19 protein-coding genes are annotated in these 14,222 nt (G+C 63.3%); 18 read left to right on the top strand and 1 reads right to left on the bottom strand.

Going from position 1 to position 14,222, the window contains the following annotated elements:
• Positions 1–19 precede the first annotated feature (19 nt).
• The 4 genes from B3527_RS06195 to B3527_RS06180 all read left to right on the top strand — a co-directional run bounded on the left by B3527_RS06195 (position 20) and on the right by B3527_RS06180 (position 3,770).
• Complete coding sequence (locus B3527_RS06195) at positions 20–1,060, top strand: DUF7146 domain-containing protein (RefSeq protein WP_040613343.1); 1,041 nt, start codon at positions 20–22, stop codon at positions 1,058–1,060.
• Positions 1,061–1,376: 316 nt separating this feature from the next.
• Positions 1,377–2,315 carry a DUF2493 domain-containing protein gene (locus B3527_RS06190; protein WP_009802165.1) on the top strand — a complete coding sequence of 313 codons (939 nt, stop codon included), beginning with the start codon at positions 1,377–1,379 and terminating at the stop codon, positions 2,313–2,315.
• 121 nt (positions 2,316–2,436) lie between these two features.
• The gene (locus B3527_RS06185; RefSeq protein WP_009802164.1) at positions 2,437–2,880 is read left to right on the top strand and encodes a hypothetical protein; all 444 of its coding nucleotides are present in this window, start codon (positions 2,437–2,439) and stop codon (positions 2,878–2,880) included.
• A gap of 557 nt (positions 2,881–3,437) precedes the next feature.
• Positions 3,438–3,770: a DUF736 domain-containing protein gene (locus tag B3527_RS06180; RefSeq protein ID WP_009802162.1), complete on the top strand. Its 333-nt coding sequence runs from the start codon at positions 3,438–3,440 to the stop codon at positions 3,768–3,770.
• Between the two features lie 42 nt (positions 3,771–3,812).
• Here the strand turns inward: B3527_RS06180 and B3527_RS06175 are convergent, their stop codons facing one another.
• Positions 3,813–4,040, bottom strand: coding sequence for a helix-turn-helix domain-containing protein (locus tag B3527_RS06175; protein WP_009802161.1), 228 nt, complete (start codon positions 4,038–4,040; stop codon positions 3,813–3,815).
• A 170-nt stretch (positions 4,041–4,210) separates the two neighbouring features.
• On the opposite strand from B3527_RS06175, the gene B3527_RS06170 reads away from it, so the two are divergent.
• From B3527_RS06170 to B3527_RS06110, 14 genes are all read left to right on the top strand, one after another.
• On the top strand, positions 4,211–4,486 hold the full coding sequence (locus B3527_RS06170) for a DNA -binding domain-containing protein (RefSeq protein ID WP_009802160.1): 276 nt from the start codon (positions 4,211–4,213) through the stop codon (positions 4,484–4,486).
• A 129-nt stretch (positions 4,487–4,615) separates the two neighbouring features.
• Positions 4,616–4,957, top strand: a complete 342-nt coding sequence (locus B3527_RS16905; RefSeq protein WP_366080137.1) for a transcriptional regulator domain-containing protein — start codon at positions 4,616–4,618, stop codon at positions 4,955–4,957.
• The gene (locus tag B3527_RS06165; RefSeq protein ID WP_158085768.1) at positions 4,881–5,330 is read left to right on the top strand and encodes a DUF2285 domain-containing protein; all 450 of its coding nucleotides are present in this window, start codon (positions 4,881–4,883) and stop codon (positions 5,328–5,330) included. Before B3527_RS16905 ends, B3527_RS06165 begins: the two co-directional genes overlap by 77 nt.
• Positions 5,331–5,591: 261 nt before the next feature.
• Entirely contained in the window at positions 5,592–5,876 is a 285-nt protein-coding gene (locus tag B3527_RS06160) for a helix-turn-helix transcriptional regulator (protein ID WP_009802159.1), read from the top strand.
• Complete coding sequence (locus B3527_RS06155; protein WP_009802158.1) at positions 5,873–6,379, top strand: DUF2840 domain-containing protein; 507 nt, start codon at positions 5,873–5,875, stop codon at positions 6,377–6,379. The genes B3527_RS06160 and B3527_RS06155 overlap by 4 nt, the downstream gene beginning before the upstream one ends.
• Positions 6,376–6,954 (top strand): S26 family signal peptidase, encoded by a 579-nt coding sequence (locus B3527_RS06150; protein ID WP_009802157.1) that lies wholly within the window; start codon positions 6,376–6,378, stop codon positions 6,952–6,954. Before B3527_RS06155 ends, B3527_RS06150 begins: the two co-directional genes overlap by 4 nt.
• A gap of 13 nt (positions 6,955–6,967) precedes the next feature.
• Positions 6,968–7,315 (top strand): DUF736 domain-containing protein, encoded by a 348-nt coding sequence (locus B3527_RS06145; RefSeq protein ID WP_084399898.1) that lies wholly within the window; start codon positions 6,968–6,970, stop codon positions 7,313–7,315.
• A 22-nt stretch (positions 7,316–7,337) separates the two neighbouring features.
• On the top strand, positions 7,338–8,021 hold the full coding sequence (locus tag B3527_RS06140; protein WP_112062388.1) for a lytic transglycosylase domain-containing protein: 684 nt from the start codon (positions 7,338–7,340) through the stop codon (positions 8,019–8,021).
• A gap of 247 nt (positions 8,022–8,268) precedes the next feature.
• On the top strand, positions 8,269–10,026 hold the full coding sequence (locus B3527_RS06135; RefSeq protein ID WP_009802154.1) for a relaxase/mobilization nuclease domain-containing protein: 1,758 nt from the start codon (positions 8,269–8,271) through the stop codon (positions 10,024–10,026).
• Between the two features lie 23 nt (positions 10,027–10,049).
• Positions 10,050–12,059 carry a conjugal transfer protein TraG gene (locus tag B3527_RS06130; protein ID WP_127566788.1) on the top strand — a complete coding sequence of 670 codons (2,010 nt, stop codon included), beginning with the start codon at positions 10,050–10,052 and terminating at the stop codon, positions 12,057–12,059.
• Between the two features lie 8 nt (positions 12,060–12,067).
• Positions 12,068–12,481: a CopG family transcriptional regulator gene (locus B3527_RS06125; protein ID WP_009802152.1), complete on the top strand. Its 414-nt coding sequence runs from the start codon at positions 12,068–12,070 to the stop codon at positions 12,479–12,481.
• A 162-nt stretch (positions 12,482–12,643) separates the two neighbouring features.
• Positions 12,644–13,627 carry a P-type conjugative transfer ATPase TrbB gene (gene trbB / locus B3527_RS06120; protein ID WP_112062325.1) on the top strand — a complete coding sequence of 328 codons (984 nt, stop codon included), beginning with the start codon at positions 12,644–12,646 and terminating at the stop codon, positions 13,625–13,627.
• Positions 13,624–13,953: a TrbC/VirB2 family protein gene (locus tag B3527_RS06115; RefSeq protein WP_009802150.1), complete on the top strand. Its 330-nt coding sequence runs from the start codon at positions 13,624–13,626 to the stop codon at positions 13,951–13,953. The genes trbB and B3527_RS06115 overlap by 4 nt, the downstream gene beginning before the upstream one ends.
• Complete coding sequence (locus tag B3527_RS06110) at positions 13,953–14,222, top strand: VirB3 family type IV secretion system protein (protein WP_009802149.1); 270 nt, start codon at positions 13,953–13,955, stop codon at positions 14,220–14,222. The genes B3527_RS06115 and B3527_RS06110 overlap by 1 nt, the downstream gene beginning before the upstream one ends.

The raw sequence follows: 14,222 nt of genomic DNA, 5'->3' as shown, positions 1-14,222 counted from the left end.
TCTCACCATGGAGGCGCAAATGAACAGCGCAGCATCCGAAATCGCACGACGGCTCGGCCGCGAGGCGGAGGCCGTCTGCCGCCATTACCTCTCCAACGGTCGCAAGCAGGGCCGCTACTGGATCGTCGGCGACATCGAGAACACGCCCGGACGCAGTCTTTATGTTCGCCTGACGGGACCAGCCCACGGTCCGGGCGCTGCCGGCAAATGGGCAGACGCCGCCACAGGCGAACATGGCGACCTGCTAGACCTCATTGCCGCTGCGCATCATTTGCAATCCTTCGGCGAGACGCTCGATGAGGCGCGACGATTCCTGAGCTTGCCACGCCCCGAACCGCCACAACGTGAGCGTCAATCCGCGCCCACCGGATCGCCGGAGGCTGCACGGCGCCTCTTCGCCATGGGAAGACCGGTCGGTGGAACGCTCGCCGAGCGCTATCTTCGTCGACGCGGTCTTTCCGGGCTTGGCGACGCGCCAGCGCTGCGATTTCATCCGTGCTGCTACTATTGGCGAGAAGGTCAGCCCAAGGACACCCCACCGGAGACCTGGCCTGCATTGCTCGCCAAGGTCACGGACGTGAACGGCAATCTCACCGGCGTTCACCGCACATGGCTCGATCCGGCGACGGCTCGCAAGGCGCCCCTCGATCCATCACGCAAGGCGATGGGGAACCTGCTCGGCCATGGCGTGCGGATCGGAACTGCGAGCGACATCCTCGCTGCTGGCGAAGGGCTGGAAAGCACGCTCTCCGTGCGCATGGCGTTGCCCAACATGCCCGTCATATCCGCGTTATCGGCCAATCATCTCGCCGCGCTGATCCTGCCGACCGGGCTTCAGCGTCTCTACATCGCTGCCGACGCCGACGAAGCAGGCGACATGGCCACCGCCAATCTGATCAAACGCGCAGGAGCCGTCGGTATCGAAACGATCCGGCTTATTTCTCTTGGCGGCGACTTCAACGAAGACCTCCGCAAGCTCGGACGGGACGACCTAAGGACGCATCTGGGTCAGCAACTGGCCACGGCCGATTTCTCACGGCTGCTTTCCGACGAACACTGAGCGGCTGAGCAGGCCCGTCATTAGTCTGGTCGCTATCGTCAGATCACCTCCTAATTGGAGAGCCTCGCCTTCGGCCTTCCGAGAGGAGCGAGACGGAGCGGAGACTGGCCGGGCCGGCAACGGCTACGGCGACACTCTTTTCCGCCGCCGGGCGTAATGGCCCGGCTTTGCATCGCGAAACAAAAGAGCGCCGCCTTCGCCGTCCTCCGCCTCTGGCTTCGGCCGCCGTGGCGGTGCAGTCCCGGACAGCCCCCGCTTTCCCGTCGCTCGGGAAGGCCGCGAGAGGCGCGGCTCATGCCGAACAGGAGACGATCCCATGACCGCCGAGACCACCGAACCAATGGCCAGCTCCGCAACCGCGGCCGTACTCGAAGAATTGCAGCTTTATGGCTATCGGCCTTTCGCCGACGAACCCGACCCGAGACCCTTGCCCGAAGCCGACGCCCTCCAGGGTGCGATAGCCGACATCTTCGACGCGCTCGCCGCCACGCTGGAAGACACGCGTCTCGAACCGGATCTCGAAGACCTGCTCTGGTCCGTGACCAACCTGTTTCATCGCACAGCGGCCCGCGTCGACCGCGACCTGGACGACAATGAGCAGGCCCAGAAACGCTCGCAGCGCGAACAGGACGGGTCGGAAATTCGCTCGGTCGAACTTGAAGCCCTGACGGCGCAAGGAACCACGCTGATCGAGCGGCGCAACGCTTACGAGCTCATGCGCGATATCGCCGCCGACCACTTCGAGACCCATATCGGTCAGACCTGGCGACCGCACTCGGGATCACGGATCAGTCACCGGACGCTGACGGCGGCCATGATCGACAGCCGCGACTATCTCTCGGCGAAGCGGCGCGCGGAGATCGAACCCCTCCTGCCAAGCGGACCACGGGTTGCGTTCTCCGGCGGACTGGACGTCACCGACCATCGGGCGATCTGGGATGCGCTGGACCGTGTGAAGGCCAAGCACGCCGACATGGTGCTCCTGCATGGCGGATCGCCCAAAGGCGCCGAGAAGATCGCCGCGTGCTGGGCCGATAACCGCAAATGCCAGCAAATCGTCTTCAAGCCGGACTGGAAGCGCCACGGCAAGGCGGCGCCGTTCAAGCGCAACGACGCGCTTCTTGAGGCGATGCCCATCGGCCTCATCCTCTTTCCGGGGTCGGGAATTACGGACAATCTGGCAGACAAGGCCAAAAAGCTCGGCGTCCCGCTCTTCGATTTCAGGCCGAAGAACAACAAAGCGCAGGCAGCGTGATGCCTGAGATGCATCACCTGATGCGCGCGCCGGAAGGTTTCGGCGTGCGCTGCTTTGCGCTATACTTCGAAAAGCGCCGTGGCGGTTGGTGGAGGCGCTCCATCCATGAAGGAGACCGCCCATGTTTCTGTCCGCATTGCTGAGCGTTGTCGGCCTCGGCTTTCTCTGCTGGCTGTTATTCAGCCTGGCCGTCTATGCGCTTCCGTTCTTCGTCGCCGTTACTGTCGGCTACTATGCGTTTGAAAACGGCGCGGGGCCGATCGGCGCCATCGCTGTCGCACTATTCGCCGGCGCAGTCGCTCTTATCCTCGGGCAAGTCGCGTTCGCCACGATACGGTCACCGACCATCCGCCTGGCGATCGGCGCGCTCTATGCCTTGCCGGCCGGGTTGGCCGGTTTTCACGCGGTCAAGGGTCTCTCTGAGACCGGCGGCGCGGGCGAGACGTGGACCCTCATCTTCGCAAGCATCGGTGCAATCATCGTCGGCGCGACAGCATGGGTGCGCATCGCATCCCTTGCAGGACCAGAGACGCAGTCCGGCGGTGTCAATTCGCATCATGCTTGATACGCAGCCACAGACGGCTAAATCGCTCACGTCAATGGGGATTCACTCCACGGTTAAGGTTCAGATAAGTGGAAACCGGGATCGTGCTTGACACGTTCCGCAGCCACTTTCGTGCGTTGAAGGAACATGCCCAATCCGGCCCTTGGCGCGCAAGGTCAGAATGGAGCGGTCTCGTTCAAATCTATCCGGCGTGGTTTTAACTTTTTCTCTGAAACGATGTCGATCGCTCATCGCCTACGCTCGTTGCCGGCGTTTTTCGACTGTCGCGCTGGCCGGTGACGAACTTCTCCTGAGCCTCATCACCCACGCCCGACACGGCCTCTCATGGACTGATCTGGCCGGTATCGGCTGACGCCTCGACCGCCTTGGCCGCAACGGCGGAGCCGAACTTTCTTCCCCTGGGCTACGCCCATTCCTCGCGAAACAAGAAACTCCGTCTCCGCTGTCCTCCGCATACGCTCCGGGTCCTCCGGACTGCGTCGGCGGTCGTCCCGGCCTTGTCGATCTCCATCGAGGCCGCGACGGGCGCGGGCTCGAAAGCCAAAAGGAGAACTGACATGGCCACCATCGGAACCTTCAAGAAGTCCGCCAACGAGTACGTCGGCGAAATCGTCACCCTCAGCGTTCAAGCGAAGAATGTAAGGATCATCCCGGAAGAGGATCGCGCGAACGACAACGCACCCAGCCACCGCGTCTTCGTCGGCCGAGTCGAGATCGGCGCCGCCTGGTCCAAGCGCTCGAATGAGGGCCGCGACTATCTGAGCCTCAAGCTCGACGATCCGAGTTTCACCGCTCCGATCTACGCCAACCTCTTCGACGACACCGTCATCGAAGGCGAAGAGAGCTACAGCCTTATCTGGTCGCGGTCACGCCGCCAGAGCGGCGATTGACGCCCCGACAGCCCCGCCCGGTCTTCCCAGGCGGGGCTGCCATCATGCCTCTCGGCTTTTCCGCTGATCGTCCAAGAGTTCGGCCGGTTTGACGTCAAGTGCCTCGGCCACGTGCCAGAGGGTGATGATAGTGACGTTCTGCTGCCCGCGTTCCATCGCGCTTATATGAGCGCGGTCAACGCCCATCCTATCCGCCAGAGCGGCCTGGCTGAGGCCGGCTTTTTCCCTAAAATACTGAAGGTTCGCGCCAAATACTTCCCGAATATCCATCCGCCAGTAAAATGCGGATCGCGTATTTTAATGCGACGCACTATAATACGCGGCGAACGACGCGGCCGCCACGAAGCTGCAACCAACCCGGCGACGTTTGCGCCGCCTGCGCTTGCTAGGTTATGGTTTCCAGTTCATTAATAATATGGGCCAACTTGCAAGGATTTCGCATGCCCTCGAGACAGCACAGGATCGCCGACGCGCCACCGAACGATGCGGCTGTGACGGTCTATGATCGCAATCACCTGAAGCTCTATATGCGCCTGCTCGATGCAAGTGAGGCCGGTGCAACGCTTGAAGATGTGGCGTCGCTCTTGCTCGGTATCGACGCCAACAAGGAGCCGGAACGTGCGCGCCAGGTCCACGACAGTCATCTATCCCGCGCTCGTTGGATGACCGAACAAGGCTACCGAGATCTTCTCAAGAATGGTCTTCCCGCAGGTTGATCGGCGTGCGGGCACCATGCGTAAAAGACGACGCCAGTGGCCACACAGCGCAACCGCTGGTATAAAGCGTAATATCCCGACTGACTGACGCAATTCCATGCGCCAGTTTGCGATTGGGAGGATTTCGCAATGCCGTCAGATTGGCGCGACGACAAGCAGTATGATCACTTCGATGATCTCGGTGTCTCCGGGCTCGCTTGGGAATGCCTTCGTCGGAACTCGCGCTATCGTGATGACTACGAGCTAATGCGGGAGGGCGGCGGCGCTCCAGCAGACTGGGGGTTACGATTTCGCTGTAAACCCACAGCTCAACGCACTCAGCGCTCCGATTTTCTGGCTTCCAACCGCAGCACCCGCCGTCGTTCAACTGATCGATGCTCTTCCGGACGTGGGCTTGACCTCTGCCAATCCAGCCGCGCGCATCGCATATCAGAAGATCGACGACGACGGGATTTCTTGGGTTCGGCTTAAAAACGGCGTTAATCTCGTTGGTAATTTGCTCAGTGATCGCCCCGTTGGCCTGCTACTTCCGCTAGATGACGACTGGGCAGTTCGGCTAGCCGCCGCTGATCGCCTATATCACCAACTTGTGGAGCGCGACCTGCATCCGCCTATCACGCGACAGCGACGCGAACGCCTGAAACGAGCCCTGCGAACAATCGACGGCCGCCAGCGCGGGGCCAGTTATCGCGCCGTCGCCACAGTCTTTTTTGGAGCCGCCCGCGTGTCCGCTGAGCCATGGAAGACCAGTTCGCTAAAGGCTCAAATCGCCCGCCTTGCTGCCTACGGACGAATGATGATCGATCATGGGTACAGGAATTTGCTGAAAGGGCAATCTCGGTAGGGGCAGGAAAATTGATCAGTAAATATGCTTCTCACGTCCATAATGCGCGCCTACTGGGCGATCTTATTACCGTGTCCTACACCTTAAGATTTCTAACACCAAACGATACCTCTTCACACTCCGTTCTCATGCCCCCCAAAGGGGAGTGACGTTTTCGCCGCGCGCTGATCGTCATCCCTCCCGGCGCGCATCTTACGCTTTTCTCGTCTCCGACAGTCCCGCGCTTCCCGAAGCGGGATGGCCTAACCGGAGACGCGACCCATGCCCGATCCCAATGCCGGACTTCCCCCACGCTATTTGAGAACGCCGGAAGCGGCCCATTTTCTCGGCCTTTCGGGGCGGACGCTCGAAAAACACCGGACCTATGGCACGGGGCCACGCTACTCGAAGATCGGCGGGCGCGTCGTCTACGCGATCGAGGATCTGCAAGCCTGGGTCAGCCGGGGAGAGAAGAACTCGACCTCGGACGACACGGGCGACGAGGTGTTGCCCGCCAAGCGGCATGCAGCGATCTCGCCCGCCTATGCACGGAAGGCCCGCTCATGAGCGGCGGGGCCACTGTCGAACTCGTCTGGATCGAGAAGCAGATCGAGCACTGGATTCGCTTCGGCCGGATCGTGCGGACAACGATCCAGAGCCGCAGTGGCAGCACCGTCGCTTTCGATCCCGGCGCCGTCTTCGCCTTCGTCCGCTGGCAGGCGAACGACTTCGGGACTACGGAAAGCCGGATCGACATCCTGCGTGCGCCCCGACCGGGTGAGTCCTATGCGACCGTGCCGCAGGTGACACCCGGCGGCGATAGCCTGCTGCGCCAGTCCGGCTGGCTCAAGGTCGAACGGGTTCTTCAGTTCGCCGATGCGATCGAAGCGCTCGGCATCGACCCGGCCGACGCCGCGCCGGACTATTGGCGCCACGTTCACAACAGGCTGTCAGCAGGCCTGGAGCCGCGAGGCTACACAGCCGCTCAACATCGCGCCTGGCTCCTGCGCCAAGCCTGTCCACCCGATCCACTGACATTGCGAGCCGCGTCGGCGGGGAGCGTGTCATGACCCGGTTCGGATACGTCATGACGACCTATTTCTCGGTGCTCGCGATCGGCGGACTGGCCTTCGTTCATGTGAGCCCCAAGCTGATCTGGAACGCGTCCGCAAGCGCGCCCATCGGGCTATACGCCGTTGCGTCGGACGACGATCTTGCCGTAGGCGATCTGGTCGTCGTCGATCCGCCGGAATCGCTTGCGACCTATCTCGCCGAGCGCGGCTATCTGCCCGAGGGCGTACCGCTCCTCAAGCACGTCGCTGCGCTTCCCGGACAACGTGTCTGCCGCGATGGCGCCGCTGTCGCTGTCGACGACATCCCCCTGGCGCAGGCCCAGCCGAGCGACCGCTTCGGACGCGACCTGCCCGTTTGGCAGGGCTGCCACTTCGTCGCCAAGACGGAACTCTTCCTCCTGAATCCAAGCCATCCCGACAGTCTCGACGGTCGCTATTTCGGCGCACTCCCGGCAGACGCCGTGATCGGGCGCGCCGTTCCGATCCTCACCGATGAAGACGGCGACGGCCACTATGTCTGGCGCGCCGATCACGACGCCGACGCTCTCGAAAATTCTTCCGACCGCAAATGAAAGGAACTGCCCCATGGCTCAGATCGGTCAATTCACCCGCACAGAAACCGGCTTCACCGGACGCCTTCACACGCTCATTCTCTACCGAGAACTCACCCTCGTCCCGGCAACATCGTCGGACAGCGAAAACGCGCCCGACTATCGCATCCATCACGGCGATCACGACGGACCGGAGATCGGCGCCGGCTGGAAACGCACCGGCGAGAAGGCTGGTGAATACATCTCTTTGCAGATCGACGACCCGACCTTCGCATTTCCGATCCGCGCCAATCTCTTCAAGACCGACGCCGAGGACGGACATTGGGCGCTCTATTGGAACCGCCCCGCAAAGCGCCCCGAGAAACGCGATGAGCGCGGCTAGACCGTCTCGGCGCTGCGCTATTATGGCGAAGTTCCTCCTCTGCGGTCTGCTCTCCGGCGTGGTTGTCTCTCACGCCGTATCAGCAGAGACCGCGTCCTCCAGGACGGAACAAGGCGGCAATTCCTATGCTGCCTATATCGCCGAAGCTGCGCAGCGCTTCGGCTTCCCGGCGCGTTGGATCCTCGCTGTCATGCGCAGGGAAAGCGCCGGCGACGTGCGCGCCGTCAGCGAAAAAGGCGCGATGGGGCTGATGCAGATCATGCCCGATACCTGGGATGAGCTGCGCGCGCGTTACGGTCTGGGGCGCGACCCGTTCGATCCTCGCGACAACATTCTGGCGGGCGCCGCTTATCTCCGTGAACTGCATGACCGCTTCGGATCGCCGGGCTTCCTCGCCGCCTACAATGCGGGACCGACACGCTATGCCGAGCATCTAGCTACAGGCCGACCGTTGCCCCGAGAAACCCGCGATTATGTTGCGGCGTTGGCGCCGCTCCTCGGCGCGTCGGTTGCAGCAGAACGGCGAGAACCGAGCGCAATTCTGACCGTGGACTGGCGCGCGGCGCCGCTCTTTTCCGCTCGTACCGACCGACAAACGCCTGCTGATGAAACGCATCTGAGCAGTGGCGCAGGCACTTTTCCTTCACACACATCCGGCGCATCGGACGGTCTGTTCCCGCCAACTGGAAACGGGGATCGGCGATGATCCCGCTGATCGCACTCTCGCGCGGTCCGTCGCGCGATGGCGTGTTTCCGGGAGGGAGGACGGGGACGGAAGGCGCAACAACAACGGGAGGGCGAGATAAAAGGCGCGGCACGGATACGCGCTATGTCGTTGTTGTTGTTGGGTATTTCGCCCGCTGCGGTCATGGGCACAGTGCCGCCCCACGGCTCAACCCACTGTTTTTATGCGGGTTTCACCGTGCCGCGCGCTTTCAAGCGGGCGCTTTGTCATGAGCGACCGCGATAATGACATGCGCATCCGGCCCGGCCGCATCCGCAACAAGGGGACAAGCGCCCGGAAGGCGCAAAGCTTTGTCGGCCAGGTAATGGGCGCCGCCCGCAAGGCCGGACACACCGGATACAAGCTGAACGGTTCGAAAGGACGCGGGCGCGGATCGCAATTCGGCCGGGGCCGTTTCGCCGGCGCAGCGCGCGGACTGTCACGCACCCAGCGGCGCGTCGTCATCAAAGCGCGCGTCGTCCGTCATCGTGGCGCACGTTTCCGTTCCGCCCCGCTCGCCAAACACATCGCCTATCTGAAGCGTGAAGGCGTGACCCGTGACGGGCGTGATGCGGGCATGTTCAACGCCGAAGCAGACAGCGTCGATGATCGCGCTTTCGCAGAGCGATGCGAAGAGGACCGGCATCATTTCCGCTTCATCGTCTCGCCTGAAGACGCCGACCGCCTCGAAGACCTGCGCGCCTACACACGCGACCTGATGAGCCAGGCCGAGCGCGATCTCGGCACGAAGCTTGACTGGATCGGCGTCGATCATTGGAACACCGACAATCCGCACATCCATGTTCTCGTGCGGGGCCGAGCCGATAACGGCAAGGACCTCGTCATCGCCCGCGACTATATCAGCCGAGGGTTCCGCAGCCGCGCCGAGCAACTGGTCGAACTGGAGCTCGGGCCGCGCGCCGAGCAGGAGATCGCATCCGAACTTCAGGCGGAGGTGAAAGCCGAACGCTGGACGGGTCTTGACCGCGCGCTCCAGGGGCTCGCCGATGACGGTGCCGGGGTTGCTGATCTGCGTCCCGGCTCCCCGGAACCGCGCGATCCGGAGCTGCGCAAACTCCTTATTGGTCGCGCCCAGACGCTGGAAGGGCTCGGCCTCGCCGACAGGCTCGCCCCGGCGGTTTGGTCTCTGAAACCGGGCGCACAGGAAACGCTGCGCGATCTCGCCGAGCGTGGCGACATCATCAAGACCATGCACCGCGCCATGTCCGGCGGACCAGGGCGCGCACAAACGGACTTCGCGATTGAGGACACACCGACTGCCCCAGTACTTGGACGGTTGGTCGAGCGCGGGCTGCATGACGAGTTGCGCGGCGAGGCCTATGCCGTGATCGACGCCGTGGACGGCAGCGTCCATCATCTGCGCTTCAACGATCTCGACGCCACGGGCGACACGCCCGAAGGCGGGATTGTCGAGACGCGGGTCTGGCGCTCGGACAATGGCGGCCGTCAGCGCATGGCCCTTGTCGGCCGCTCCGACCTCAACCTCGAAACCCAAATCGGCGCGAGTGGTGCGACCTGGCTCGATCGGCTGCAACTCGCCAAGACCCAGGCGCCGCTCAGCATGGGCGGCTTCGGCGCCGAAGTTCGCGAAGCGCTCGACCGGCGCGCCGATCATCTCGTCGCCGAGGGGCTCGCGACCAGAAATGGTCGGCGCGTCACCTTCGCCCGCGACCTCCTGAAGACGCTGCGCGAACGAGAGCTCGACGCTGCGGCGGCGCGTGTCGAAACCGAGACAGGCTTGCTTCGCAGAAATTCTGCAGAAGGCGATCGCATCTCGGGAACCTATCGCCGGCGTCTCGATCTCGCCTCAGGCCGTTTCGCCATGGTCGATAGCGGCCTCGGCTTCGAACTCGTCCCGTGGAAACCCCAGCTCGAACGCCATCTCGGCCAGACCGTGACGGGAACGATGACGCCGGGTGGTGGGATCGACTGGAGCCTCGGCCGCAAGCGCGGGCTTGGCATCTGAGCATCACCCCGGAAGGAAAAGACATGCCGATCAAGACACAGCCAACACAGGCCACCAAAATCCTCTGGGGCCAGATCATCATCGTCTCGCTCGTTGTGGTCGGTTTCATCTGGACCGCAACACAGTGGACCGCATGGCGGCTCGGCTTTCAGCCTCAGCTCGGCGCGCCGACGACGGACATTCTCGGATGGCCGATCTATCCGCCCTGGAGCTTCTTCGTCTGGTGGTATTTCTACGACGCCTATGCGCCGCGTGTGTTCGTCGAAGGCGCGATCATTGCCGGCAGCGGCGGGATCGCCGCGATCGGTGTCGCGATTTTCCTCTCCGTCCTCCGGGCTCGCGAGGCGCGCGACGTAACCACCTACGGCTCAGCCCGATGGGCGGAGCGGAAGGACGTTGAATCGTCCGGGTTGCTTGCCGCGGACGGCGTCGTGCTTGGCCGCTTCGAGAACCACTACCTCCGGCATGACGGCCCGGAGCATGTGCTCTGCTTCGCGCCAACCCGCTCGGGCAAGGGCGTCGGCCTCGTCGTCCCGAGTCTCCTGACCTGGCCGGGCTCGGCCATCGTCCATGACATCAAGGGAGAGAATTGGCTGCTCACCGCCGGGTGGCGGGCGCGGTTCACCCGCACCATCCTGTTCGATCCGACCGACGCGAAGAGCGCGGCCTACAATCCACTGCTCGAAGTCCGGCGCGGCGACAGCGAAGTACGCGACGTCCAGAACGTCGCCGACATCCTCGTCGATCCGGAAGGTCTGCTCGAACGCCGGAACCATTGGGAGAAGACTAGCCATTCGCTGCTCGTCGGCGCGATCCTCCATGTCCTCTACGCCGAGGCGGACAAGACGCTCGCCGGCGTCGCCGCCTTCCTCTCTGATCCGGGCCGGCCGATCGAGGCGACGCTCGCGGCGATGATGCGCACACCGCATCTTGGCGACCGGCCGCATCCGGTCGTGGCGCAGGTGGCGCGCGAACTCCTCAACAAGTCGGAAAACGAACGCTCCGGTGTTCTGTCTACGGCGATGAGTTTTCTGGGCCTCTATCGCGATCCCGTCGTCGCCAGGGTCACGAGCCGCTGCGACTGGCGGATCAAGGATCTGGTCTCTGGCGCGCGGCCGACCACGCTCTATCTCGTCGTGCCGCCCTCCGACATCAGCCGCACAAAGCCGCTCGTCCGGCTTGTGCTGAACCAGATCGGACGTAGGCTGACAGAAGAGTTGAACGCCAATCGCAAGCGCCATCGCCTGTTGCTGATGCTCGACGAATTTCCGGCGCTCGGGCGGCTCGACTTCTTCGAAAGCCAGCTCGCGTTCATGGCGGGCTATGGATTGAAGGCCTTCCTCATCGCGCAGTCCCTCAATCAGATCGAGAAAGCCTATGGCCAGAACAACGCCATCCTCGACAACTGCCATGTCCGGGTGAGCTTCGCGACCAATGACGAACGTACTGCCAAGCGCGTGTCCGATGCCCTCGGCACGGCGACCGAGATGCGGGCAATGAAGAACTATGCCGGGCACAGATTGTCGCCCTGGCTTGGCCATCTCATGGTCTCCCGGCAGGAGACCGCGCGGCCTTTGCTGACTCCCGGCGAGATCATGCAATTACCGCCGGATGATGAAATCGTGCTCGTCTCCGGCGCGCCGCCGGTCCGGGGCAAAAAGGCGCGCTACTATACCGACCCACAGCTCAAGACACGCATCCTGTCACCGCCCAAACTGATGGCCGAACCGACCGTATCGAAAGAGTTGCAGGCAGATGATTGGAGTGACCGCGCACCCGTCGCCGCGCCAAAGCCAAGGAAGAGGGCCTCCAGCGATGCGGGCGAAGATGCAGACGGCGGCATTCGCCGTGAGCCGGAACTGCCCGAGCATGAAGACATCGCGCCGGAGCCGGCACCATCTGCGCGAGAAGAGTTCGCGGGTCTCGATGATGAAACGGATGATGACGCTCAGCGGGCTCGCCAGATGCAGGGCCGATTCCGCAGCATCGCCCGGCAGGCCTCGCTTGATCCCGATGACGGCATCGAACTTTGAGGCCCGCCATGAAGAAAGATCGGCTCAATGTGTATTTCGATCCAGCTTTATCAGCGGAGCTCGACACGCTGGCGGCGCGGCGCAAAGTTTCGAAATCCCAGATCGTGGAAGCGGCGCTTGCCTCCTACCTTTCCCCCGACGCTGCGGATCAGCGCGAGGCTGCGATTACGCGACGTCTCGACCGGCTGACCCGCGCCGTCGAACGGCTCGAACGCGACGTGACGATCGGCAACGATGCGATAGCCTTGTTCATCCGGTTCTGGCTCACGACGACTCCGCCATTGCCAGATACGATGCGCGATGCCGCGCAGGCGAAAGGCCGCGAGCGGTATGAAGGCTTTGTAGAAACGCTCGGTCGGCGGCTCGCAAAGGGTAACACCTTCGCCAAAGAAGTGTCGCAAGATTTCACACCGAAAGAGTAAATCTACAGCCTGTTTCCCAGGTATTTTGAAGTGAACTGTTTCGACCGTTTTTCGCTTTCTCCTGCCGTTGCGCGCCGTAGTACTACTACGCCTTCAAGGCTGTTGCCGATCAGCCTTTAAAGGTCTTCTTGATCGACCCCGTAATCCAATGCGGGGCCGCCAATGACCGTCCATACATTCAAATCCGAAGCGCTCGCCCGTGGCGCGCGCATGCTCAGAACCGCTCTGGGGGCCGACGTCGCCGCATGGCTCGAAGACCCTGCGGTTGTCGAGGTGATGCTCAATCCGGATGGCCGCCTCTGGGTCGACCGCCTGAGCGAAGGCCTCGCCGACACCGGCGAAGAGCTTTCCGTCGCTGACGGCGAACGCATCGTCCGTCTGGTTGCGCACCATGTCGGCGCAGAGGTTCATGCTGGCGCTCCGCGTGTGTCCGCGGAGCTGCCGGGAACAAGGGAGCGGTTCGAGGGGCTTCTGCCGCCTGTGGTCGCCGCCCCGGTCTTCGCGATCCGCAAGCCGGCCGTCGCGGTCTTCACACTCGAAGACTATGTCCGCGCCGAGATCATGCCAGACGATGCGGCGGCGGCATTGTGCGACGCCATCACATCCCGCGCCAACATCCTTGTCGCTGGCGGCACCTCGACCGGCAAGACCACGCTCACCAATGCATTGCTGGCGGAAGTCGCCAAATCCTCCGACCGCGTCGTTCTGATCGAGGACACACGCGAGCTCCAATGCCTGACGCCGAACCTTGTCGCTCTGCGGACCAAGGATGGCGTCGCGTCGCTTTCCGATCTCGTTCGCTCCTCGCTGCGCCTGCGGCCTGACCGCATCCCCATCGGCGAGGTGCGCGGGGCTGAGGCGCTCGATCTCCTCAAAGCCTGGGGCACCGGCCATCCCGGCGGCATCGGCACCATCCATGCCGGTTCAGCGCTCGGCGCGCTGCGCCGCCTCGAACAGCTCATCCAGGAAGCCGTCATCACCGTGCCCCGCGCGATGATCGCCGAGACAATCGACCTGATCGCCGTCCTCTCGGGGCGCGGATCGGCGCGCCGACTTTCCGAACTCGCCCGCGTCGAGGGCCTCGATGCGACCGGGGACTACCAGATCCAACCGCTTCTTCACCCCAGGACAGGAGACCATCCATGACCAAAACCACAATTCTCTATCCGCGCTGGCCGCTTTACGCGACGGCGCTCGCGTTCAGCCTTTTGCTCGTCGCGCCCGCCCATGCGGCGGGCTCGGGCATGCCCTGGGAGGCGCCGCTCCAGTCAATCCTGGAATCCATTGAAGGGCCGGTCGCCAAGATCGTCGCGGTGATCATCATCATCGTCACAGGACTGACGCTCGCCTTCGGCGACACCTCCGGCGGTTTTCGCCGCCTCGTGCAGATCGTCTTCGGCCTCTCCATCGCCTTCGCGGCGTCGAGCTTCTTCCTGTCATTCTTCTCGTTCGGCGGCGGAGCGCTGATCTGATGCGCGAGCTGGCCGACATTCCGGGCTTTTACGCGCCCGTCCACCGCGCCCTGGTCGAACCGATCCTGCTCGGCGGCGCGCCCCGCACGGTCGCCATCGCCAACGGCACGCTCGCAGCAGCCGTCGGACTTGGCCTTAGGCTCTGGGTGGTCGGGATCGCACTCTGGCTTGTCGGCCATCTCCTCGCGGTCTGGGCCGCAAAACGTGATGCCCAGATCGTCGATGTTGCGCGCCGGCATCTTCGTTTCCCAACCTGGTTCGGAGTCTGA

Source organism: Hyphomonas sp. UBA4505 (assembly GCF_002388685.1).
GTDB lineage: Bacteria > Pseudomonadota > Alphaproteobacteria > Caulobacterales > Hyphomonadaceae > Hyphomonas.
Note: the sequence above shows the minus strand (reverse complement) of the source record. Positions and strands in the feature narration are given on the sequence as shown.

Excerpts from the sequence above, each read along its gene's own strand:
- B3527_RS06195 (WP_040613343.1), top strand. The coding sequence starts at position 20 with ATGAACAGCGCAGCATCCGAAATCGCACGACGGCTCGGCCGCGAGGCG.
- B3527_RS06190 (WP_009802165.1), top strand. The coding sequence starts at position 1,377 with ATGACCGCCGAGACCACCGAACCAATGGCCAGCTCCGCAACCGCGGCC.
- B3527_RS06185 (WP_009802164.1), top strand. The coding sequence starts at position 2,437 with ATGTTTCTGTCCGCATTGCTGAGCGTTGTCGGCCTCGGCTTTCTCTGC.
- B3527_RS06180 (WP_009802162.1), top strand. The coding sequence starts at position 3,438 with ATGGCCACCATCGGAACCTTCAAGAAGTCCGCCAACGAGTACGTCGGC.
- B3527_RS06175 (WP_009802161.1), bottom strand. The coding sequence starts at position 4,040 with ATGGATATTCGGGAAGTATTTGGCGCGAACCTTCAGTATTTTAGGGAA.
- B3527_RS06170 (WP_009802160.1), top strand. The coding sequence starts at position 4,211 with ATGCCCTCGAGACAGCACAGGATCGCCGACGCGCCACCGAACGATGCG.
- B3527_RS16905 (WP_366080137.1), top strand. The coding sequence starts at position 4,616 with ATGCCGTCAGATTGGCGCGACGACAAGCAGTATGATCACTTCGATGAT.
- B3527_RS06160 (WP_009802159.1), top strand. The coding sequence starts at position 5,592 with ATGCCCGATCCCAATGCCGGACTTCCCCCACGCTATTTGAGAACGCCG.
- B3527_RS06155 (WP_009802158.1), top strand. The coding sequence starts at position 5,873 with ATGAGCGGCGGGGCCACTGTCGAACTCGTCTGGATCGAGAAGCAGATC.
- B3527_RS06150 (WP_009802157.1), top strand. The coding sequence starts at position 6,376 with ATGACCCGGTTCGGATACGTCATGACGACCTATTTCTCGGTGCTCGCG.
- B3527_RS06145 (WP_084399898.1), top strand. The coding sequence starts at position 6,968 with ATGGCTCAGATCGGTCAATTCACCCGCACAGAAACCGGCTTCACCGGA.
- B3527_RS06140 (WP_112062388.1), top strand. The coding sequence starts at position 7,338 with ATGGCGAAGTTCCTCCTCTGCGGTCTGCTCTCCGGCGTGGTTGTCTCT.
- B3527_RS06135 (WP_009802154.1), top strand. The coding sequence starts at position 8,269 with ATGAGCGACCGCGATAATGACATGCGCATCCGGCCCGGCCGCATCCGC.
- B3527_RS06130 (WP_127566788.1), top strand. The coding sequence starts at position 10,050 with ATGCCGATCAAGACACAGCCAACACAGGCCACCAAAATCCTCTGGGGC.
- B3527_RS06125 (WP_009802152.1), top strand. The coding sequence starts at position 12,068 with ATGAAGAAAGATCGGCTCAATGTGTATTTCGATCCAGCTTTATCAGCG.
- trbB (WP_112062325.1), top strand. The coding sequence starts at position 12,644 with ATGACCGTCCATACATTCAAATCCGAAGCGCTCGCCCGTGGCGCGCGC.
- B3527_RS06115 (WP_009802150.1), top strand. The coding sequence starts at position 13,624 with ATGACCAAAACCACAATTCTCTATCCGCGCTGGCCGCTTTACGCGACG.
- B3527_RS06110 (WP_009802149.1), top strand. The coding sequence starts at position 13,953 with ATGCGCGAGCTGGCCGACATTCCGGGCTTTTACGCGCCCGTCCACCGC.